At 47.5% G+C, this 23305-nt stretch carries 15 protein-coding genes, 1 other RNA gene and 1 pseudogene; 10 read left to right on the top strand and 7 right to left on the bottom strand.

The genetic code is table 11. The features are described from left to right. The first annotated feature begins 64 nt into the window (after positions 1-64). Entirely contained in the window at positions 65-2527 is a 2463-nt protein-coding gene (locus tag ACNA7P_RS03105; RefSeq protein ID WP_416257147.1) for a prolyl oligopeptidase family serine peptidase, read from the top strand. A 12-nt stretch (positions 2528-2539) separates the two neighbouring features. Further along, the gene (gene rrtA, locus ACNA7P_RS03100; protein WP_416257146.1) at positions 2540-3139 is read left to right on the top strand and encodes a rhombosortase; all 600 of its coding nucleotides are present in this window, start codon (positions 2540-2542) and stop codon (positions 3137-3139) included. Positions 3140-3201: 62 nt separating this feature from the next. On the opposite strand, the gene ACNA7P_RS03095 is transcribed toward rrtA, so the two are convergent. Continuing rightward, the gene (locus tag ACNA7P_RS03095) at positions 3202-3690 is read right to left on the bottom strand and encodes a hypothetical protein (protein ID WP_416257145.1); all 489 of its coding nucleotides are present in this window, start codon (positions 3688-3690) and stop codon (positions 3202-3204) included. A 127-nt stretch (positions 3691-3817) separates the two neighbouring features. Then, on the bottom strand, positions 3818-7894 hold the full coding sequence (locus ACNA7P_RS03090; protein ID WP_416257144.1) for a S8 family serine peptidase: 4077 nt from the start codon (positions 7892-7894) through the stop codon (positions 3818-3820). A gap of 414 nt (positions 7895-8308) precedes the next feature. On the opposite strand from ACNA7P_RS03090, the gene ACNA7P_RS03085 reads away from it, so the two are divergent. Together ACNA7P_RS03085 and ACNA7P_RS03080 are read left to right on the top strand one after the other, a co-directional pair. After that, on the top strand, positions 8309-9241 hold the full coding sequence (locus tag ACNA7P_RS03085; protein ID WP_416257143.1) for an isopenicillin N synthase family dioxygenase: 933 nt from the start codon (positions 8309-8311) through the stop codon (positions 9239-9241). A gap of 1 nt (position 9242) precedes the next feature. Then, positions 9243-9815, top strand: coding sequence for a thioesterase family protein (locus ACNA7P_RS03080; protein ID WP_416257142.1), 573 nt, complete (start codon positions 9243-9245; stop codon positions 9813-9815). 210 nt (positions 9816-10025) lie between these two features. Here the strand turns inward: ACNA7P_RS03080 and fadE are convergent, their stop codons facing one another. Next, on the bottom strand, positions 10026-12461 hold the full coding sequence (fadE, locus tag ACNA7P_RS03075; RefSeq protein ID WP_416257141.1) for an acyl-CoA dehydrogenase FadE: 2436 nt from the start codon (positions 12459-12461) through the stop codon (positions 10026-10028). Between the two features lie 360 nt (positions 12462-12821). Between fadE and ACNA7P_RS03070 the strand changes: the two genes are divergently transcribed. Then, positions 12822-13628, top strand: coding sequence for a DUF3108 domain-containing protein (locus ACNA7P_RS03070; RefSeq protein WP_416257140.1), 807 nt, complete (start codon positions 12822-12824; stop codon positions 13626-13628). A 37-nt stretch (positions 13629-13665) separates the two neighbouring features. On the opposite strand, the gene purN is transcribed toward ACNA7P_RS03070, so the two are convergent. Continuing rightward, complete coding sequence (gene purN, locus ACNA7P_RS03065; protein ID WP_416257139.1) at positions 13666-14397, bottom strand: phosphoribosylglycinamide formyltransferase; 732 nt, start codon at positions 14395-14397, stop codon at positions 13666-13668. Then, on the bottom strand, positions 14394-15437 hold the full coding sequence (purM, locus tag ACNA7P_RS03060) for a phosphoribosylformylglycinamidine cyclo-ligase (RefSeq protein ID WP_416257138.1): 1044 nt from the start codon (positions 15435-15437) through the stop codon (positions 14394-14396). Before purM ends, purN begins: the two co-directional genes overlap by 4 nt. A gap of 277 nt (positions 15438-15714) precedes the next feature. Here purM and ACNA7P_RS03055 point away from each other — a divergent pair, with 277 nt between their 5' ends. The 4 genes from ACNA7P_RS03055 (at position 15715) to ssrA (ending at position 21158) form a co-directional block, all read left to right on the top strand. Continuing rightward, positions 15715-16857, top strand: a complete 1143-nt coding sequence (locus tag ACNA7P_RS03055) for a GNAT family N-acetyltransferase/peptidase C39 family protein (protein ID WP_416257137.1) — start codon at positions 15715-15717, stop codon at positions 16855-16857. Between the two features lie 56 nt (positions 16858-16913). Beyond that, on the top strand, positions 16914-17513 hold the full coding sequence (gene wrbA, locus ACNA7P_RS03050; protein WP_416257136.1) for an NAD(P)H:quinone oxidoreductase: 600 nt from the start codon (positions 16914-16916) through the stop codon (positions 17511-17513). Between the two features lie 154 nt (positions 17514-17667). After that, positions 17668-20685 carry an ExeM/NucH family extracellular endonuclease gene (locus ACNA7P_RS03045; RefSeq protein WP_416257135.1) on the top strand — a complete coding sequence of 1006 codons (3018 nt, stop codon included), beginning with the start codon at positions 17668-17670 and terminating at the stop codon, positions 20683-20685. Between the two features lie 114 nt (positions 20686-20799). Next, positions 20800-21158, top strand: a transfer-messenger RNA (tmRNA) gene (gene ssrA / locus ACNA7P_RS03040). 59 nt (positions 21159-21217) lie between these two features. On the opposite strand, the gene ACNA7P_RS03035 is transcribed toward ssrA, so the two are convergent. Together ACNA7P_RS03035 and ACNA7P_RS03030 are read right to left on the bottom strand one after the other, a co-directional pair. Further along, positions 21218-22486: a type II toxin-antitoxin system HipA family toxin gene (locus ACNA7P_RS03035; RefSeq protein WP_416257134.1), complete on the bottom strand. Its 1269-nt coding sequence runs from the start codon at positions 22484-22486 to the stop codon at positions 21218-21220. After that, positions 22483-22905, bottom strand: a complete 423-nt coding sequence (locus tag ACNA7P_RS03030) for a helix-turn-helix transcriptional regulator (protein ID WP_416257133.1) — start codon at positions 22903-22905, stop codon at positions 22483-22485. The genes ACNA7P_RS03035 and ACNA7P_RS03030 overlap by 4 nt, the downstream gene beginning before the upstream one ends. 193 nt (positions 22906-23098) lie before the next feature. On the opposite strand from ACNA7P_RS03030, the pseudogene ACNA7P_RS03025 reads away from it, so the two are divergent. Then, positions 23099-23305 (top strand): annotated as a pseudogene (locus ACNA7P_RS03025) (WYL domain-containing protein); the annotation flags it as partial.

Here is a 23305-nt window from a genome sequence, read left to right as displayed (position 1 = left end):
CTTTTGTGTAGTATTAGAGGCTGTGTTTGCTGGTAGCGAAATAATTAAAAACAGGAATCATGTTATGAATCTCCAAAAATTGCGCAAAACGCAGCGGAAATTTTCGCTTGCTCATCTAGTGGCGGCGTTAGCGGGTGCGTTTGCATTGCAGAGTATGGCAGCGTTGGCTGTAGATCGTGAGCATGTGCGAGTACACGTATTGCCAAGCACACCGGTAACCATTGCTGATTCAGATCAGGCGAGTGGCTTACGTGATAGTTTAGTGCGCCCGTATTTGCGCCAGTTCGCAGAATCCGGTAGCCCACTATCAGCATTGCAAGCTGCCAGTGCGCAAAGTGTTTTGCGCGTGCCTATGCGGGTAAACCGTTTTACGCAAGGCAAAATAACCGTGGCCGGCGCTGAGAACGTTACTCTGTATTTAAATGGTACACGAGTATCGGGCTCTGGAAATGAATTTAATCTGCATTTAGAAACCGGCGATCATCACCTAGTTGCCCTTGCCGAGGGTGTTGAAAACTGGAGTGAAGTGGCGTTGCAGTGGGAAGGGAAAGCGGATCACGATGCAGTGAGCAGTGCGTGGCCAGAGTATTGGCGTTTAAGCGCAGAGCAACTGTATGATGCACCTACGATTAATACTACCGAGCTTTCTGCCGATGGCCGTTACTTAGTAATGCGCAAGAGCTACACAGAGCATGGTGAAAGCCAATCGCAGCTGTGGATTCAAGATCTGGATAATAATCGCGTAGTGTATCGCTGGAATAACACGGGTGTGGGCAGCTTTGCATGGCATCCAAAGGATCATCAGCTGGCCTATGTGAGCGGGCAGAAAATACAGGTGCTCGATCTAGATGATTTATCGGTAACTGAAGTTACCGGCAGCCTTCCTGGCGTAAGTGGCTTACGTTGGTTGAACAACAACCGGGTGGTGTTCTCGTGGAACAAAGATGCGGAAGCAACCGATAGCATTAGTAAGCGCTATCAAGCGCTAGAAGATCGCTGGAGCTCGTTTCGCAACCGTAGCCATATCTATAGCGTTGCGTTAGATACTGGAGCAATTAAGCCACTTACCAGCGGTAACAGCGGCTTTAGCTTGTTGGATGTGCACACTAGTGGCGAAAAACTGTTAGTTAGCAGCCGTAAAGTTGATTATGCGGCACCTCCGCATTTTGCCGTGGCGTTGTTTGAACTTGATGTAACCAGCGGTGAGATGCGCGATTTAGGCACCCATCGCACCTTTAACCAAGCGTTATATCAGGGCGATGAAATCTTTGTAGTGGCAGGCCCAGAGTTTATGGAGGGCGCTGGCCGCGATCCAAGTTTAGCTGATGATAAACTCACCAATAACTATGATGGCCAGCTGTATCGCTTGCAGGGCGAAAATGCCGCCGATGCATTGAGCCGTAGATTTGCGCCAGCAATTAGTGGTGCCATGGCATTGGGTAATGGTGATTTGCTGTTACGGGTTACCGAGCGTGATGGCACTCAACTGTACCGCTTTGATCCGCGCAATGGTCGCTATATGAAGGTGAGTGTAGATATTGAGGTGGTGGATCAGGTAGCAGTAAGCCAAAGCGCATTACCGCGTTTGGTTATCGGCGGCACTTCGGCCACCACACCTCAAAAATTAGTGCGGGTTGATCTACAAGAAGGCCGCACAGTTGAAGTGTGGAATAGCGCGCCGCTAGCTTACGAGCACAACCGCATTAATGATATCCAAGAATGGAGCTTTACGAACAAGCATGGCGATGAAATTGCGGGCCGTGTGTACTACCCACATGATTTTGATGAGAACAAAACGTATCCAGCCCTAGTGTATTACTACGGTGGCACTACGCCAGTGCAACGTGGCTTTACTGGCCGCTATCCGTTTAACTTATGGGCCAACCAAGGCTACGTGGTGTATGTATTGCAACCTACTGGCGCGATTGGCTACGGCCAGCGTTTCTCGGCTCGGCATGTAAACGCTTGGGGGGAATACACTGCAGAAGATATCATTCAAGGTACCGAAGAATTCTTGGCAGCACATCCATTTGTGGATGCTGAGCGCGTAGGGCACATGGGCGCTTCCTATGGTGGCTTTATGACCATGCTGTTGGCTACCATGACCGATATGTATGCTGCCTCAATGTCACATGCGGGTATTTCTAATATCACTTCATATTGGGGCCAAGGTTGGTGGGGCTTCTTGTATTCTGGTGAAGCAAGTAAAGGCAGCTTCCCATGGAACAACCCGGATTTATATACCCAGCAAAGCCCAGTGTTTCATGCTGATAAGGTAACCACCCCCATGTTACTGATTCACGGTGATGCCGATACCAACGTACCACCGGGTGAAAGCCACAACATGTATACCGCCTTAAAACTGCTCGATCGGGAAGTAGAATTGGTGGAGTATAAGGGCCAAGATCACCATATTATTGGCCGTGATGCGCGCTTGCATTGGTGGGGCACGTATATGGCTTGGTTCGCGAAGCACTTAAAAGATGAGCCAGAGTGGTGGCAACACCTCCACCCAGAAGCCAACTAACAGTAATTTTAAATGCTGAACATACCGCTTAATCGCACCTATACACTGGCACCTATTTTGGTGTCGGTGTTGCTTTTGGCGGTATTTTTGTTGCCCGAAGATCTGTTATTTCAACTTACCTATGAGCGGCCACATATTCAAGCGGGGCAGTGGTGGCGATTACTCACTGGCCAATTTGTACACTTATCCTGGGGCCATTTAGCCATCAATATTGCGGGTATTTGGGTGATGTACTTGCTGTATGCCGAGCATGCCGCAGGTTGGCGCTATATGGGTGTAGTTGCGCTATTGGCATTGGCGAGTAATCTCGGCATGTACTGGTTTGCCGCAAACATTACCTATTACGTGGGCTTTTCCGGCGTTCTCTACGGCTTATTTGCTTGGGGAGCATTACGCGACGTGCAGCAGCGTATCAAGTTTGGTTGGCTCTTGTTAGTAGGCATTGTGGTAAAGGTAACGTGGGAATATGGCTATGGGCCGGTAAGTATTGGGCCAGCAACCGCCGATGATTTGGCGGTTGCGGCCCATTTTTATGGTGTAGTTGGTGGGTTACTTGTGGCTGCATTCACGATATTACTGGCCCGCCTGCGATTACCAAAAACACAGGGCTAGCGGCGCCTGTAATTTAACCTAAACGTATGCTTGGGGTGAGGTGAATTTTTTATTCTTTGCTGCTAGTAAGCTTCCGATGCAATGGGAACGCACATCCCCATACGAACTGTTAATGCTGGGCGCGTTACCACCTGGCAATCAGACATTATGTTATATTTTTCGTTAAATTTTGCGCTGAGTAAGCGATGTTCATTGGCTAACTCAAGGAGTTTCTCTTCATCTCGCACGGCACTCGTAGAGTAAAGAAGAAAGCGCTCTGGTCCACCACAGGCTTTTTCACCCACGGGTACTAGCCTACACTCATTTGGATGCTCGGCTGTTGGGGAACCTAATAAAGTTCGCATTTCCTGCAATAGGGCAGATAATTCCGCTACATCTTTTTCACGCTCGGAAGCATATTCCGGAGTGGTAACAGTAGTTTCAGAATCAGGAAGTTGCGACTTCTGATCTGCATCGCTACTGGCTGTATCGTTATTATTTGAGGCTGGGGAACAAGCGCTAAGCGCTAGTAAAAAGCCAGAAGCAAGGAGAAAGATTGTGCGTACTTTCATAACGTGTCCTATTAAAAGAGTGAGTTCCATTGGTACTAAATTTAACACGACATTAACAAAAATGTCAGTGTTGTCTTAATAAAAAGGGGCCTTACGGCCCCTTATATAAACTAATGTTTACTGTAGTTTATTTTTTTACCTGGCGGCGACGTAGCCACACGAGTGGTAAACCGAATAATACGATTAAGCCACCGAATGAACCTTCATACCAACTCTTACTTGATTTCCGCTGAACCGTTACATCAACCATAGTTGATGAGCTTAATACCCCATCACTTACGGTTAAACGGAACACCAAGCTCGTTTCTGCGCTTACATCTGGAGCAGTGAACTGAGTTGATGCAGAACTTGCGTTACCTAAGCTAACACTTGGCCCGGCAACTTGTTCCCAAGAGTAGGTAAGTGCTGCGTTAATTGGGCTAGTTCCGCTGCCGTTTAATGCGACAACTTCACCACTGCGCACTGGCAACACAATTGACGATGCGAACGCTACTGGCGGTGCCGAATTAACGGTGATGGTTGCAGTACCTTCAGGAGTACGATTACCTGCTTCATCTTCAAGTACATAACGGAACGTAACTGGGCTTGAAACTACATTTGCTGTTTGATAAGCAACAACGTAATCATCGAGTACAGTTAATGTTCCTAAGGCAGGTTGTGAAGTGATCACTAGATCAACAGAGCCAACCGGCTCAACCGTGAATGGTACTACCGAGTTATAGGCCGCACCATCGTGTTCTACCCGAAGAACCGAGGTAGCACTAATGGCTGTAGCATCAAGATGATTGCTTAAATCAAGCATAACTTGTTGCGTACGATTAACCGTTGCAGCAGCATTGCTGGCAGAACCGAACGAGGTTACAAGAAGGTCATATTCAACCTCGAGTGAAGCCTGTTCCCCAGGAGTAATTACGCCAAACAGAGTGGCAGGCACCTGTGGCGTGTTCCCTTGACCATTATAATGGAAGGTTGCACCAAGGTTTCCGCGCGAGTTCTCATAACCAATCGAGAGGTTGGCAGGGGTGTTGGGTGAATTCACAGTTGGCAGATATCTGAACGCGAAATCGTCCGAACCACCAACATTACCATCGTACCAGTACCACATAGTAAAGCTGTGGCGGTCGAGGGCGTCGTAGTCACCATTGTTTTCTAGTGCATCCGCATAGTCATCATACAGAACTACTTCATCCCACTGCACGATCAAAATAGGGAAGCCGCCTGAAACAAGATTGTTTTCTACGTAGACGTTACCGCCAACATCGCCACCAAATACATAATCAGACCAATAGGGTGCAATTACATTGTTTGGTGTTGCGTTACTTGGGAATGGGCGGTTGATGAAGCTCCCATCGTGGTCTTGGCTACCTAGGGTAATGTAACCATTTTCAGAGATTGCTAAAGTTGAGTAATTTACTCCGAAGTAGTTCAAACCACCGCGGCCAGAAATATCGAGAGTTGCTACAACTTCATCACACACTTCACCTTCGCCAGCCGCACATGGAATCCGCGGTATAGCCGCCTCATTGGGATAGATTGGGCCCACTAAGCTTTTCAGGTTTATGCCTGCTGCCGCTGCTCCCGCAAAACCGGTTGCGGCTGGCGCAGAATCAAATTCACCAACCCAGCCTAGTGAAGAGCCATCGTCGCTTACGGTAAACTCACCATCGGCGCGAACAGCAGTAACTAGAACTGATTCAGGCAGCACAGTGCCAACGTTGTTGTCATCTTCCTCTTGAATAGCCGTGTTGCTTGGGTTAGTGATCGACATTTTCAATTCACCGGTAAATGAACCGTCCATTGCTGGATCAGCAACCCGAGCACGGAAACGTGCTGGTTCACCAGCAACAACAGCTTCACTTAACAGGGTGTTGGCCGCAATTGCTTCATCGTCGGAAAGTTGCGCAAATACAGCGATTGGCATGCGTGCATCAGCATAGTTACCACTTTGATCTTCCCAAACTAATTCACCAAACTGCCAACCGGCATTCGCATTTCTAGTATCGATGGTAATGGTAAAAGTAGTTTCACCACCTTCGGCTACGCTTAACGTATTCACTGATACCGAACCATCTACTAGGTTGTTACCAGGGAAGCTGAAGCGTGGTGTCCAGCTAGTACCTTCGCCTACTAGATCAGTTACCGTGCGTTCAAACGTACAGTTAACAACACAGGCGTTATCAGCGATAGAGGCTGTGTCAAAAGCAATTGCCGTGTTCATAGCAGCAGCGATATCCAAGCGGCCCGCACCCATATCAAATGGTGTGGCTTGCGTTACTGAATCTTCGCGTCGAACGGCTGATGTAGTGGATGTCATCAACACTGATTTTAACTGGAATGCATCCAGATTCGGGCGTAATGAGCGCACTAGTGCAGCTGCACCTGCTGCGTGCGGGCTCGCCATACTGGTACCGCTAATAGCGGCGTATGGGCCAACACGCGGTGCGTAGGCAGAAAGAATTGCAGTTCCTGGAGCGGCCAGGTCTGGTTTTAAGAACGTGCTATCACCGTTTGGTCCACGCGAGCTGCCAGGGGAAATAGAATCAACTACCGTATCGTTTATGCGCGAGAAGGTAGAGCTCATACGGGCGGTATCACCTACTTCAAATGCAGCTAACACTGCTTCACCGTCGGCTTGTAAGATGGAAACGGTAGGCAGCGTTGCGGCACCTAAAGATGGAGCGATAAAACCGGTGGTGTTGTTGTATAGAATCATACCCACACCGCCAGCAGCTTGAATGTTGTTTGCTTTAGATTCGAATGTACATGCGCCACGTTGTACAAGTACGATATGATTAGCAAATACACCATCGTCGAAGGCTTCACACGCCAGTGCATTTTCTGCATCGATTACCATAGTTGGCATCAACGGTGCAATGATGTCTTGGGTAATGCTAAAATTACCAGTACCAAGCACTGCTTCGATGTTATTAATGCCAGCAGCATCTACTTCATTGGCGAATTCACGGCCGTGGCGGCTATTTGCTACCGCAACACCCGATTCAACACATGCTGGGCAACCAATTGAGCGCGGGCCAGGGCCAGAGTTACCAGCAGCGGTAGCGATTAAAACACCAGCTGCTTCCATTGCCTCGAACTGAGTGCGATAAGGCGAAGAACCTGGTAATCCGCCTGGGCCGCCCCCCCATGAGTTGTTAACAACATCAGCACCATCATTAAACGCATCTTCAAGTGCTGCAGTAAGCATAATGTTACTGCCAGAACCGCCTTGGGTAGGGGTTGCAAAAAGTGCTTTGTAGGTCATTAGGTAGGCGCCTGGCGCTACGCCAGAGAAATTTAACTCCACACCATTAAAAGTTGTGTTTACTTCATTACCTAATACAGTGCCTGAAACGTGCGTGCCGTGGCCGTTGTAATCAACCGGATCCAATGTTTCATCGGCATTGATTTGGAACGTTGGTTGATACCAGCGCGCAACAATTAATTTGTCGTTACAGAAGTTATCTACTTCAGCGCAATAATCATCAGTTGGCAGTTCGCTAGCCGGAATTGGTGCTTGGCCATTCGCTTGAAACATCGGGTGTTCGGGGCGAATACCATTATCAATCACAGCAACCCGAACACCAGCACCAGCTGCTGCGCGAGACCCTACCATTTGCCATACCTCTGGGGCATTTATTAGTGTATTCGAGGCATCCATTTGGATATGGTAGAGCTCTTCTTCATACACATGTTTCACGCCAGGTAAAGCACGAAGTTCGGAAACTATATCTTGCCCTGAACTCTCAACGATAACTGCGTTTATCGTACTTGTTAGGTTTCGCGTTACTTGAGCAGAAGGTAAGCGAGATTGCAAAGTATTCGCAAATTGCTGCTGCTGCTGTAATAGTAATGCTTGGTAAGATTCTACTTCTGGCGCGGCAAGGTTAAAACTCTCACCACGTTCTGTAAATGAACGTGTGGCGGCAAAACCAGGGCGTTCACCGTTGTAGAGTGCTACGGGAGCATTTTCGAGTTCAACAATGTAATAGTTTGGCATTTCGCGCTTAAGCTGCGAGCGATCTCGAACTTGGCCACGAATATCACGGCCAGGTTGTTCAATAAATATGGTTCGATCATTTGTTTCAACGCGTTCAATACTCTGGTTTTGCAAATCTTTGTTGCTTGCTGCAGCACCGAATGCTAGAGCTGAAGCAACTGTTGCTGCCACCAAAGAAATTCGCGGTAACTGATTAGATACCTTCATTTTCAGACATTCCTTTTATGTTTTTATAAAGCTCGCAGTATTGAAATACCGCAGACATACTAGTGTCATTTTTTAGAAAAATGTCATCAACCATACTAGATTATGGGCGTTGATTTATGAAGCAAAATATTTACATATGTGTATTTAATGTTAAATAGGGCGATATTAGTAAAATCAGTTGCTTACAGAGTAAGTTTTGTATGAATTATACAAATTGAAATATTTTGTTACATTTTGCGGTACAACTTAAGCAAGTTGTATACTTTGGCTATTTCTACCAGTACTCGCGGTAACGGTTGTATGCGGGGATAGCTGGGTTTAAAATTAGAATTAAGTATTCGTAACACGCTGCTCATGCTGTAATCATGGCTGAATTTAACGAACTGAACGAACTGAACGAACTAGGAAAAGTACATGCAATCTATACCTCACGTAGATATGACCGCGTATGCGGGCGATTTTGAAGAATTTGTAAAAACCATTGGTGAGGGTTACGAAGTAAACGGTTTCGTAGCTTTAACGAATCATGGTATCGATGAAAAAACCATTCATGAAGCGCTCGATGCAACGCGTGATCTGTTTGCTTTGCCAGAAGAGGTGAAGAAACAATATCACAAGCCAGGTATTGGCGGTGCGCGCGGATATACGCCGTTTGGTACTGAAATTGCCAAAGATGCAAAGCATGTTGATCTGAAAGAATTCTGGCATGTTGGCCGTGAAGTTGCCGATACTTCTGAATATCCACAGCTAATTCCGAATGTATGGCCACAAGAGCAGCCTTCGTTTAAAGAAACCACTACCAAGTTGTTTAATGCACTTGATGAGCTTGGTAACCAAGTGCTGGAAGGTATTGCTGTGTACTTAGGGCAACCGCGTGATTACTTCCGCAGCCGAGTAAATAAGGGTAATTCTATTCTGCGCCCATTGCATTACCCGCCAATCGTAGATAAAGGCACGCCTTCAGTGCGCGCGGCTGCTCACGAAGATATTAATGTGATTACGTTACTGATTGGCTCGCGGGAACCTGGCTTGGAAGTATTGAGTAAATCAGGCGATTGGATTCCGGTAACTATTTTGGAAGGTGCCATTATTTGTAACGTGGGCGATATGCTCCAGCGTTTAACCAACGGTATGTTGCCTTCTACTACGCACCGCGTAGTGAATCCGCCAGCACCGCATAATGAAGTATCGCGTTATTCTATTCCGTTCTTCTTGCACTTTAACCCAGATGTAGTGATAGAAGCGTTACCGCAATGTGTTAGTGAGGAAAATCCAGCTAAATTCCCGCCCATCACTGCGGATGATTATTTAATGGAGCGGTTACGCGAAATTGGTTTGGTGAAATAGCATGAATTTATTGATCCGCCTATTTTGGATCGTATTCAGCCGCAGAAAAGAACCCCAATGCGCAGCGTTTGATACGCTGCGTGTTTGGTCGCGGGTGTACCCAAACGATCTTGATTTAAATATGCACGTTAATAATGGCCGCTATCTTACGTTTGCCGATTTGGGCCGGGTGGATTGGTTCTTTCGCAGCGGTGCCTGGGGTGTAGCGCGCAAGAAAGGCTTTATTCCGGTAATTGGCGATGTAAATGCCCGTTTTATTCGTCAGCTCAAAGCCTTTGATCGTTTTGCGGTAGAAACACGGCTGCTGGGTTGGGATGAGAAGTGGGCGTTTCTAGAGCACAAAATATTGGATAGCGAAAACCGAGTTACGGCATTAATTGTGGTGCGCGGTATGTTCTGGAGCAAGAAACATGGTGGTATGGCGCCGGTGGATTTGATTGCAGCCACGGGGCAGGGCCACCTAGAATCACCAGCGCTACCCGATTGGGTAGAAATGTGGCGACAAACGCTGGATTCACTTTCGGCCACAGCCCGGAAAGAGCGGGAAATTCAACGTGATTTAGCCGATCGATAAATTGCAGGCAAAAAAAAGCCCCAGAAAAGTTCTGGGGCATAATATCCACTCTGAGTTGGGGGGCTGAGAAATTCAGCAGTTCGACCATTACTCCCACAAAAAGCTTTGGTCGGCTCAACAGTGAATCAGGGTTGCACGACTAATTGCGATCGGCATATTCAATGTATCTGATTCACTGCTGTGTGCGAGTTGGTTTACTGAATTTTTACGTTAGCTGTTATCGCGGCCCCATTGGTGGGCAGTTGGGCCAGCCAATAAATCTTCTGGCGCAAAATCATCTACGTTAATTACTCGTAAACGACCTTCTTCAGCACGCTTAAACAATGCAACTTCTTCATCGTTCAACACGCCCAATTCTTTTCCGCGTAAGCCAATTTCATGTAAGCGTGTGAACGATAACCGCTCACCAGCTGCTTTTTGCACTTTATCATGCAGTGGCTCTACAGCAATGATATCGCGCAGCACCGCTTCAACATAACCAAATGGCCCTTTTTCTGATAAGAACTGGCCTTCGCCTAAACGCGTACGCGCTGCGTTTGGTTCCATAAGAATCCGCGAGATTTGATGACCAAGCTTATCGCTAGGCGCTTTTACGATGCGGCCAAACGGATACATCATCACTTTTAATGCCGAACCGATGGCACCAAAGTTCTCTAAGAACTCAAGCTGGCTTTCCTGTAACTTGCGCAAGCTATCTTGCATTGCCCAATGCATTAATGGCAGATCTTCTGCTGGGCGGCCATCATCTTCAAAGCGCTTCAAAATTGCCGAGCCAATGAACAAGTAGCTGAGCATATCGCCTAAACGCGCTGATAAGCGTTCACGGCGCTTCAATTCACCACCAAGCACACCCATGGCCACATCAGACATTAACGCGAGGTTAGAGCTGAAGCGGGTCATCATGCGGTAGTATTGAGCTGTGCTATCGTTTGCTGGCGCTGAAGTGAAACGCGCGCCGCCAACACCAAACCACAGTGAGCGAACAAAGTTGCTGAATACGAAGCCGATATGGCCAAACAAGGCTTTATCGAAACGCGCCAAGCCTTCTTTGCCTTTTATTGCTGCCGCATTCATTTCTTCGAGCACGAATGGATGACAGCGAATTGCGCCCTGGCCGTAAATCATTAAGCTACGAGTAAGGATATTAGCGCCTTCAACAGTAATAGCTACTGGCGTGCCTTGATAGCCGCGGCCAAGGTAGTTGTTCGGGCCTAAACAAATGCCCTTACCACCATGAATATCCATGGCATCATTCATTACTTGGCGCAGTTTCTCGGTCATGTGGTACTTGGAAATCGCGGAAATAACCGAAGGTTTTTCACCGATATCGAGGCCCGTAGTAGAGAACTTCGTTACTGCATCCATTAAGTAAGCGTTACCACCAATGCGTGCCATAGCTTCTTCCACGCCTTCCATTTTACCAATTGGTAATTTGAATTGACGGCGAATGCGTGAATACGCACCGGTAACTAATGCAATTGATTTCGCACCACCGGCACTGTTAGAAGGTAAGGTAATTACCCGGCCAACAGATAAACACTCCATCAGCATACGCCAGCCTTTACCAGCCATAGCTTGGCCGCCGATGATGAAGCTCATTGGAATAAACACATCGGTGCCGCGAATTGGGCCGTTATGGAAAGGTACGTTCAATGGTAAATGGCGGCGGCCAATTTCCATGCCTGCAATATCACGTGGCAATAAGGCACAAGTAATTCCGATATCTTCTTGATCGCCAATTAACCCTTCAGGGTCATACATTTTAAAGGCTAAGCCTACAACCGTAGCGATTGGCGCTAAGGTAATGTAACGCTTGTTGAAGTTTAAGCGAATACCCAATACTTCTTCACCTTCCCACTGGCCTTTGCATACAATACCAGTATCTGGAATAGCGCCGGCATCAGAACCTGCTTCTGGGCTAGTAAGCGCGAAACATGGAATATCTTCACCAGTAGCGAGGCGTGGTAAATAATGATCTTGCTGCTCTTTAGTACCATATAATTGCAGTAATTCACCTGGGCCTAACGAGTTAGGAACCCCTACGGTACTTGCCAAAATGGTAGAGTGGCCAGAAAGTTTTTGCAGCACGCGCGATTGCGCATACGCGGAAAACTCTAACCCGCCATATTCTTTCTTGATGATCATGGCGAAGAATTTGTTGTCTTTTAGATACTGCCATACGTGCTCTGGCATATCGGCCAGCTCGTGGGTAGCATACCAATCATCTAACATGGTACATACTTCATCACATGGGCCATCAATAAAGGCTTGCTCTTCAGCCGTTAGTTTCGAAGCTGGAATAGCATGTAATTTTTTCCAGTTAGGCTTACCACGGAAAACTTCGCCATCCCACCATACGGTGCCAGCTTCTAAAGCTTCGCGTTCAGTTTGCGACATTTCCGGCATAATTTTGCGATACACGCTAAGAATACGTTTCGCCAAAATGTTTTTGCGAATAAAGCCGAGGTTGAATGGAACTAGAATAACCGCAGCAATAATCCACGGTACGTAAGCAAATAAGCCGAACAGTGAGCCGATTGCTAACATTACGATTGTGCCCAAAGTAAAAGCACGTAATGATGCTCCACGATACAGTATGGCGCCTAATACGATTAGGGTAGCGATACACCAAATAACCACACTCATTTGTTTCTCCTGAGGTTCGAGGTCAGACCAGTAACCTATAAAACTAGAGCAAAACGCCTTTATTTGCAAGCTTTGAATAACATTGTGCTGGTGAATTTTTGCAGCGGTTCGGTTGTTGTAAATGGTTGATTACAGGCGAACGGCAAGCATATGGAACTTGCAGGCTTTTGCTGGGTCTGTAATGTATACGCAAGTTTATCAGTGGTGGTTTATTTAGGTTCTCGTTAAGATTAATGCAAAGCTGGTAGTGCTAGGTATTAATTGAACTAAAGTAAATAGCCTAACTAACGCTGAGTAGGAGGATGTGTGCAATTATATAAAGGAATAATCATACTGAAGTTGCCGTTACTGGTGGTGTTCATGGCTGCTTTCGCGAGCTCGGCGCTGGCAAGCACAACTGCAGAAACTACGCAGGTAGATACGCAAAGCACAGAAGCTAAAAGTGCGGAAGTTGAGAGCACGGAAGTTGAGAACACGGAAGTTGAGAACATTGAAACTACTCGAGCAGTACAAATGGCGAACATCATTACCCAACCTTATGCTGCGAGCTACGAATTATTGCGCCGGGGCCGCCGCCATGGCACCGCTTCGCGCGTTTTAACCGATATGGGCAATGGCGAATGGTATTATGAAACTAGTTCGCGGGCATCATTGCTGTTTCTATCAGATCGCCGGCACAATGAAAGTACCTTTATAATTAACAGTGATAGGGTGCAGCCTCTTACTTACGTTTACGAGCGCAGAGGCACCGGCTCTAACCGTGATTATGCTGTGCGTTTTGATCATGCCGCGAAAGAATTGTTAGCAATGAACGGTAGCTCAGTTACTGCAGAGTGGGGCGATGATTTATTGGATGCCAATGCAGTACTACACCAATTGCAGATTGATTTGGCGATTGGCGAGCTAGAAGAATTTGCTTATCACTTAATTGATGAAGACGGCCGCAATATTCATTATGAATTTGCCATTACCGCTCGTGAAGAAATGCCTGTGGGTGGGCAAAGCCGCAACGTAATCAAGGTGGAGCGTGTACGTGATCATGATCGCCGGCAAACTTACTTTTGGTTTGCACCAAGCTTGAACTACACGCTGGTAGCCATGCAGCAAATTGAGGGTGGCAAAGAACAGCTAAAGCTTGAGCTAACGGCATTAACCTTCGGCAACTAGCTGTTCGTTTCGTTTTACCTAATCCGTGTACGCAAGCTTAATCGTCGGCGGCATAGCCATGTTCGCCGAGCAATTCGCCATCAAGTTCGGCACACTGGGTAGTGCCCTGAACGGTTAAGCGCAAGCGATCGGCACAGAACCAACGAATTACCAGCGGGTAGATACGGTATTCTTGCTCGTGTACTCGCTCTTGCAAATCTTCCGCTGTATCGTCTGGGAAAATCGGTACCTTTGATTGCAGAATCACCGGCCCGCCATCAAGTTCTTCCGTTACAAAATGCACGCTTACGCCATGCTCTGTATCACCCGCATCAAGTGCGCGTTGATGGGTATGCATACCTTTGTATTTCGGTAGTAACGAAGGATGGATATTCATAATCCGATCGGCAAAGGCACTCACGAATACCGGTGTAAGTACTCGCATAAAGCCCGCCAACACAATCAAATCTGGCTGATAGCTTTGCACCAGCTCTACCAATGCCGCATCGTAATCTTCTCGGCTAGTAAATTCGGTGTGCGCTAATGTAGCGGTAGCAATGCCCATGGCTGCTGCTTTTCCTAAGCCTTTGGCATCGGCGCGATTAGCAATTACCGCCACTACATCGGCGTTTATTGCTTGGCCGCTAATGCTTTGCCAACCAGAGCCTTGGCCTGCATTGGCTAAACGACAATGCTCAGCAATATTCACCATATTAGTGCCAGAACCGGAAATCAGAACTACGATACGTTTTCGAGCGCTGCCGTTGGCTAAAGAGGCCGCTGCACTCATTCGCTAAACTCAACTTGTTCTTCGTTGCCGTTGCGCGCCGCTACGGTGCCGATAACCCAAGCATCTTCGCCAAGCTCATTGAGTAAGTTAACCGCTTTTTCTGCTACCTCAGCAGGTACTGCGATAACTAAGCCAACGCCACAGTTGAAGGTGCGGAACATTTCATGGCGTTCAATATTGCCTTGCTCTTGTAGCCAGCTGAAAATTACCGGCCACTGCCAGCTATCCCGCTGTACTAAAGCTTTGCAATGCTCAGGCAATACCCGTGGAATGTTCTCTTGGAAACCACCACCGGTAATGTGCGAAATTGCATGCACATCTACCTGTTTAATGAGCTCAAGGGTAGATTTCACATAAATGCGGGTAGGCTCCATTAAATGGTCGGCCAACGGCTTTCCGTGGAAATCAGCGCTTAAATCGGCGCCACTTACTTCAATTACTTTACGAATTAACGAATAACCATTGGAGTGTGGGCCACTTGAAGCCACCGCGATTAATGCATCGCCGGCGGAAACTTTGCTGCCATCGATAATATTATCTTTTTCAACCACGCCTACGCAGAAGCCCGCCAGATCGAAATCAGCGCCTTCATACATACCCGGCATTTCGGCAGTTTCGCCACCAATTAACGCGCAGCCAGCTTGTACACAACCCTCGCCAATACCGGTTACTACGCTGGCAGCTACATCAACATCTAGCTTGCCGGTAGCGTAGTAATCTAAGAAAAACAGCGGCTCGGCGCCTTGCACGATAAGATCGTTCACGCACATGGCCACTAAATCGATGCCCACGGTATCGTGTTTTTGCAAATCAATTGCCAGGCGTAATTTGGTACCAACACCATCGGTGCCAGCAACCAGAACCGGCTTCTTATAGCCCTCAGGAATTTCGCAAAGTGCACCAAAGCCACCAATGCTGCCCATTACTTCAGGGCGCGTGGTACGGCGGGTAACGTGCTTGATTCGTTGAACTAGAGCGTTACCAGCATCGATATCAACGCCAGCGTCTTTGTAGCTTAGAGATGGTTTTTGTTCGTTCACAGCGGGTCCTCTTGCGGCCAGTGCGGGGCCTGTGTGCCATTAGATGGGTGGGCATTTTAACAGCACTAGCGCCTTCCTTGAATGATTATTAGAAATTTTTTCTGCGGGCACTTGTTTGGCACCTGAAATAGGCGTTCAATGCTATGCTTATTACTGTATAAAACACCGTAAAAGCTACTGTAAAAATCACCGTAAGAATTAAGGCAAAATTGATGTGCCCCAAAAGCAACCAGAAGCTGTTTCTTGGATGTTAAGGCAGTTAGGAAACCCTTTAAGCATGCACTCTGTAGCAAATCCAGCACCAATCATGAAAGGGCGCGTTCGGCCTGCTGAAGCAGCCGACATTAGCGAACTATTGCGCATTGATCAGCAATGTTTTCCTTATGATGCCATGAGCAAACGCAGCTTTCGGCGCTTTTTGCAGCACCATGATGCCGATTTTGTGGTAATTGAAGCGCTTGCCGAATCAAAACGGCCACTTGTAGGCTACGCCATTTTATTGTTTCGCCAAGCCACCAAGCTTTGCCGGTTGTATTCGTTTGCGGTTGCCCCTGAATTACAGGGCCAAGGTTATGGTAAGCAGCTCATGCATTACTGCATTGAAAAAGGGCAGGCGGCACATTGCTTGTTTCTGCGCACTGAAACCAAAGCGGATAATGGCCAAAGCCTCGCGTTTTTTGATAGCTTTGGCTTTGCCCACATGGGCTTGCGCGATGATTACTACGATGATGGTTCAGCCGCGTTAGTGCTGCAAAAGCAACTACACTTTTTTGATTCCGCCAAGGTACCCAAGTTAGTGCCGCACCTTACCCAAACCACCCCCTTTACCTGCGGGCCAGCTAGTTTATTAATGGCTTTAGCATGGTTTGATCGGCCAATGGCAAAGCTAGAACTGGAAGAATTAGAAATATGGCGGGAAGCAACCACCATTTACATGACCTCAGGGCATGGTGGCTGCGGGCCTCATGGCTTGGCACGTGCAGCTTTGCGGCGGGGGTTGAGTGTGGCGGTGTGGGTGAATCAAGCGGGCCCTGTGTTACTCGATTCAGTGCGAAACGAAGCCAAGCGCGAGGTTATGAGCCGCGTGCAAGAAGTGGATATTGCCGCGTTAAAAGCGGCAAAAATACCGATTTCAAAACGAGATTATTCGTTAACTACGCTTGGCAAAGATCTAAACGCGGGGAAATTAGTAATAGCATTAATTAGCATGTATCAATTTGATCGTTCGAAGGCACCACATTGGGTGTTGATTACCGCAATTGATGATGAATATGTTTATATAAACGACCCAGATGACGATTTGTTACCTTGGCAAACCATTACCGAGCGGCAATATTTGCCGATTCCACGGGCCACCTTTGATAAAGCGTTTGCCTACGGCAGCTCTCGATTAAGGGCAGCAGTGGTGCTCAGTAAGTAGCACCATGGCAAATAACGGCCTTGGCACATAAATACAAAACAATTAAGGAATAACAGATGGCAAAAGTACTGGTATTATATTACTCCAGCTATGGGCACATTGAGCAAATGGCGCAAGCCATGGCAGAAGGCGCACAAGCCGGAGGTGCCGATGTGGATATCAAACGAGTACCCGAGTTAGTGCCAGAAGAAGTAGCGCAAAGCGCGGGGTACCGCCAAAACCAAGCTGCTGATATCGCCAAACCCGCCGATTTAAAACACTATGATGCGGTTATTTTTGGCACGCCTACGCGCTTTGGTATGATGAGTGCACAAATGAAAAACTTTCTCGATCAATGCGGCGGTTTATGGGCGAATGGCGATTTAGTTGGCAAAGTGGGCGGTGCCTTTACCTCTAGCGCTACCCAACATGGGGGCCAAGAGGCAACATTACTAAGCTTTCATACCGTGTTGCTGCACTTAGGCTTTGTAGTGGTGGGGTTGCCCTATAGCTTTGCTGGGCAAATGAGCATCGATGAAGTAAATGGCGGCACCCCATATGGCGCCTCTACCATAGCCGGTGGCGATGGTTCACGGCAGCCTTCGGCCAACGAATTAGCTGGCGCACGTTTTCAAGGGGAACACATTGCCAAGTTAGCGAAAAAGCTAACGGCGTAACCCGTATCTGCACAGCGCCCTAGTGGTTGTTGTATAGCGAGTATGATGTTTGTAATAGGGGAAAAGGGTGTAATCCCCTATAGCATTGACATAAAATTGACATCAAACTTCGCTACAGTAAAAAACGACAACTCAAAACTAGGGAATAAAACCAATGAGAACACTAATAGCAATTCTGCTGTTATGTTGTACCTTGCCTGCTTGGGCACAGCAACCCATCGCCTATTGGGCACAAAACTCAAACCAACTCGCCACTGGCGGCAATGGCTTTTCCCCAAGCTCATTCCCGCAATCGGCAGATGTGGGTTCAGGTATTCTGTATTTAGAAAACTTTGATACCACGCTGAACAGCAATGGTGCCTATCAATACATTCAAAGCTTTGCTGGTACTACCGCAAACCGCCTTGATGGCTTTGCTTCGGGTGGTTCGCTTGCTCCGCAAGTAGGCCCAAGCGGCAGCAACAGCGGTATGCACATCGTATTAGAAGTGAATACCACTGGCTATCAGGATATTCAGCTCAGCTGGGCACAGCGGGGCACCAATTCAGGCTTTGATTCGCGTACTATTGAATGGTCTGTAGATGGTAGTAACTACACTGAAATCGCAGTTGATAGCGGCGTTTTAGGCGGCTGGCAAACAGTAAACTACGATTTGAGTGCAGTGGCTGATATCAACGATAACAGCGTTGTGTATTTCCGCATTACCCCTGAAGGTGGCACAGGCACTACCGGTAATAACCGCTTTGATAACATTTTAGTAAGCGGCAACCTTATTGCCGATGTGGGCCGCATTACTGTTTATAACCGAGATTTCAGCACCAACCCGCTGCAAGCTGGCTGGACCGAAGTAAACCTAACGGGTGAAGAAACGTGGGATTGGAATGGTTCATTTGGCAACATCAGCTTTGCACCCTTCATTGATGGCACTTGCCGCGAGAACGAGAACTGGCTTATTTCGCCAGCATTTAATCTCGATGCGCAAACCGATGAGCGCTTAGCCATTGATATCGCGCGTGGTTTCAGCGGTTCTAACGGTTTAGAAGTGTATTATTCAACTGAATATGCTGGTGATGGCGTAATTAATGCCGGCGAGTGGGTATTGCTTACCACCATTACCGCGGATGATTTCACCAGCAACAATGTACCTACGCGCTTCGATGGCTTCACTGAACTCAGTGAATTAGAAGGCGATGTGCACATTGGTTTCCGTTATGAGTTTTCTGGCGGCAATTGCAGCACTTGGCGCTTGGCGAACATTGAAATTACGGCAGAAGGTGAACACAACTTCGCAGATTTCTTCTGCGGTGCGCCAACCAATGCAATTAACAGTATTCAGGGCGCTGGCTTCCAAAGCCCAATGCAGGGCGCATATGTGCAAGTAGAAGCGGTAGTAGTAGGGGAATTCCAAGATACCTTTGATGGCAATCTTGGTGGTTTCTTCCTGCAAACACCCGATGCATTGCACGATGATAACCCGCTTACTTCGGAAGGTATTTTCGTATTTGCCAACGGTGAAGGCCCAAGCGTAAACGTGGGTGATTACGTGCGTGTTGGCGGCACTGTTGCCGAGTATTTCGAAGAAACACAAATTTCTGATGTGAACGCCGTAGAAATTTGCGCAGTAAACCAGCTTGATACCGTAAGCCCGGTAAACTTGAACTTGCCTGTTACCGATTTCAGCGAGTTTGAAGCGCTAGAGGGCATGTGGGTAGAAACTGCAGAAGCACTTACCGTAAGCGATGTGTTTAATGCGGTGCGGTTCGGCGAAGTTACCGTTTCCAATGGCCGTTTATTTACCCCTACCCAAGTAGCATTGCCGGGTAATGATGTAGCAGCGGTAATGGCTGCTAATGCGCGCAATCAGATTTTGATTGATAACGCGAAAACTGGCACCAACCGCACGCCGTTCATTAATGGTGCAGATGGCGTTAGCGAAGTATCGGCGAGCAACCCAATTCGCAACGGCTTCTTAGTTGCCCCAGGGTTTTCCGGTGTTATGGGATATTCATTCGGCTCGTATCGTTTGCGCCCATTGCAATCGCCAGAGTTTATAGATGCTAACCCGCGCACTGCAGAGCCGGTAATGCAAGGCAGCGGTAACCTGCGCGTTGCTACCTATAACGTAGAAAACTTCTTCACTACCTTCACCACAGCTGGCAACGTGTGTGGCCCGAACAACTTAGGCTGCCGCGGGGCTTCATCGCAAAGCGAGTTTGAGCGTCAGTTGGCGAAACTAGTGGCTACCATTAATGCCATGGGTGCCGATGTTATTGCGCTTACCGAAGTAGAGAACGATGCCGATGATTTCGCGTTAGCTACCTTGGTAGCGGCACTAAACGATAGCGGCGTGAATAACGATTGGGCGTATGTAGCCACCGGTTGGTTAGGCACCGATGCCATTAAGCCCGGCTTTATTTACCGTAGTAGCCAGGTAAATGCGGTAGGGGATATTGCCGTATTGGATTCCAGTGTAGACCCGGATTTCGATACATCGCGGCAACGCCCTGCGTTAGCGCAAACCTTCTCGTTTGGAAATGGCGTGCAGTTTACCGCAGTAGCGCTGCATTTGCGGGCGAAATCGTCTTGCCCAGCGGCCAGCGATGTAAATGGCGATAAAGGTGATGGCCAAGGCTGTTGGAATGTGTGGCGTACGCTTTCTGCGGATGCGCTGGCAAACTGGCTCGCTGGCGATCCAACCAACTCTGGCAATGCCGATTTCCTAGTTTTAGGTGATTTCAACGCCTATGCCATGGAAGATCCACTGCAAGCGCTAACAGAGGCAGGCTATGTAAACCTTGCAATCGAAGCGAATGGCGGCAACCCAGAAGTGTATAGCTATACCTTTATGGGCGAGGCCGGAAGCTTAGACCATGCATTTGCAAGCCCAAGCATAGCAGCACAAGTAGTAGATGCCCGTTCATGGCATATCAATGCCGATGAAATTCCAGCATTCAATTACACCGAAGGCAACTTAATGGGCGGTTTTGTGCAGAAGCCTGCAAGCTTCTATAACGCCGACCCATTCCGCTCATCGGATCATGATCCATTGGTAATTGAGCTTAACTTAACGCGCAGTTGCGCATTTGGCTTGGTAAACCGCCCACGACACCCACGCGGCAAAACCTTACCTTTGCCACAGTGCGATAATAGTAGAGCGAGTAATCGCCGGTAAGTAGAAGGGCAGTAAATTGACATAGCTTGAGAACTTATCCTCAGGTATAATGTCTTACATGGTAGCCACTGAGCGAAAGCGCTTTTGTGCAAGCACAGTGGTTACCAGAACTTTGGGGCTGATCCGGATTCGACGGGATACATGAAACCCAAGGTGCATGCCGAGGTGAGGCTGGCCTCGTAAAAAGCCTCAACTTTATAGTTGCAAACGACGACAACTACGCTCTAGCGGCTTAATAACCCGCTAAGCCCGTTCCCCAGCGCTTTGTTTGCGAGACTGGACCAGAACGGCTAACCCTAAGGCAAACTCGCGTGGACGCTTCGCCCGGAGCCGAACCGTTAAAACTAATCGGGCTCGTCATTATAAAAGCCTGTCTGTCGGCGTTTTGATGATTAATTAAAAGACTGACTAAGCATGTAGGACCGAGGATGTAGGTATTGCGGACGCGGGTTCAAATCCCGCCAGCTCCACCAAATTCAAAGCCGGCGTTAACCACGCCGGCTTTTTCGATCCCGAAGCACGCTTTCACACGCTATTTAATTCGAAAATCCTTGTGTAAATTACGCCAATGCTCCTTCAGTTTCTGTTTGTGCGCCTCATTCATTGGGAGCTTTTTGAGTGCCTCTGGCCAAAGGTTTCGAGCTTTATCCATTGCATCATCTAAATGGGGTTTAATTACTCGCCATGGAATCCCGGCTCGATCAGACCACAGCTGAAAATTAGCCAAAGAAACCTCATACCACTCTTTAGTTTTTCCTAGATTAAGCGCGATACGCCGTTCACCCTCGATATATACGCTCGTGGTAACGATATCGTATGCTGGCGAAAGCCTTGGAGTGATTTTATCTGAGTAAATTAAGCTCCAATTCTTGAGATGCGCATCACCATTGGCGAGCAAGATGTTAACTAGCAATCGCCTTGCGAATTGTTGTGCATCGGCCAAACCATCACCGGAATAACTGTGAATAATACGCCCAATTTGCTCATAGTTTGCCGAGTTATATTTTTCATGGGCATACTTAACCAGAATCTGAGCAAAATCTTCCATGTGAATACGCACATCATTGTCGCGATCAAAACGTTTTATGGCGAAAGCTAGCTTTTCATCGGGAAGATTTATCGGAGGAAGATTATCGAGTTTATTCAACTCAACGAGCTTAATTTCCGGAATGTGAACACCAACTAGTTCCGCAAGTTTCATTGCGGTGTACTCGTTCGCCGGAACCTCTTTATGCTTAGTGGAAGGGGTTTTTACAATCCAATCGCCCAGCATATCGTTTTCAGCAAGCGTGTAGCGTCCATCTTTTTCCTTCATGGAAAACTTCATTTGAACGCCGGCCAACGAAAATTTGTTATCCGTTGATAGTTTGTCGAACTTTATTGCTCGGGCTTTACCGTGAGCATTAAGAATACTTTCGGGAACGTCTTCTGGTTCCATCGGTTCAGCCACCAAGGCGCCGGGAAGATCGGCACCTAAATGTGAGAAAATATCGAACTCATTATCAACATGAACTTTAAGCCCTTGCGCAATTAACTCACGTAAGGCTCCCTCCGGAAGTAAGTTAGATAATGTAGGATGCAATCTTTGGTTTCTTGCCCACGGATCCGCCATTATTTTCTCAGAACGAGGAAACGCTGGGTGGGTAATTAAGCTAAAGGTAGGACGGCCTGCATCACTCTTAAATTCCTCGGCAAAGCTCAGTACATTTCTACCGCCTTGAAAGCCAGCCAAATAGCCAACCAGCCTGTCGTGCAGGCTCAACTTGATTACGTTTATCTCATCGACTTGGGCTTCGCTCATGAATCATCCCCCAGCAAATCCTGCCATGGATCATCTGAAAGACTTTTCTTTACCTCTTCTTTTGCAGGGCTATTCGCCTCAGAAAAATATTCATTACCTATACCTGTAGCGAGCTCAGAACCCCCTTGTTCAAGCAGCGCCATAACCGCGCCAAGCTTTTCCTTTGGTATGAGCATAAGTTCGCTATTCAAGCCGTTGGCAATCAATTCTAAGGTAGCTAACCTAGGGTTTCCTTTCGATTCTAGGCGCTGATATTGCTGACGCGATACGCCTACACGTAACATCATATCGCTCTGTTTGAGGTCGAGAGCTAATCGCCGCTGCTTTATTTGCTGGAGTATAGAATTCATCATGGTAAACACATATGTTGCTTTTGTGAAAGATTGCAATATATTAGTTTCTTTAGCTGATAAAAGCAATTTATCTGTTGCTTGGTATCTGTTACTTGGTATCTGTTACTTAATAGTGTTTCACCACTTAGGAAGTGAAATCAGCAACATGAATGTTTCTTAACAATACTTTACAACCCCACCAAAATGAACCACACTAGGTTTTAGCTTACAAATCTACTTTTACAAAGAGCACAACAACAATAAAAAGTGGCAACGGAACATGCTTGAAAACTTATCTTTCGCACAACGTCAGCGGTTGGCCTACATTGATTTTAGCCTGTTGTTTAAAGGCAGCATTTATCGCAACGATTTAGTGCAGCGTTTTGCGGTTGGCCTTTCGGCCGGCACGCGCGATTTCAATTTATACAAAGAGCTGGCGCCAAATAACCTGTATTACGATTCCCAAGAAAAGCGCTATTTTCAGGCG

This window comes from Aliidiomarina sp. (genome assembly GCF_047920995.1).
Lineage (GTDB): Bacteria > Pseudomonadota > Gammaproteobacteria > Enterobacterales > Alteromonadaceae > Aliidiomarina.
Note: the sequence above shows the minus strand (reverse complement) of the source record. Positions and strands in the feature narration are given on the sequence as shown.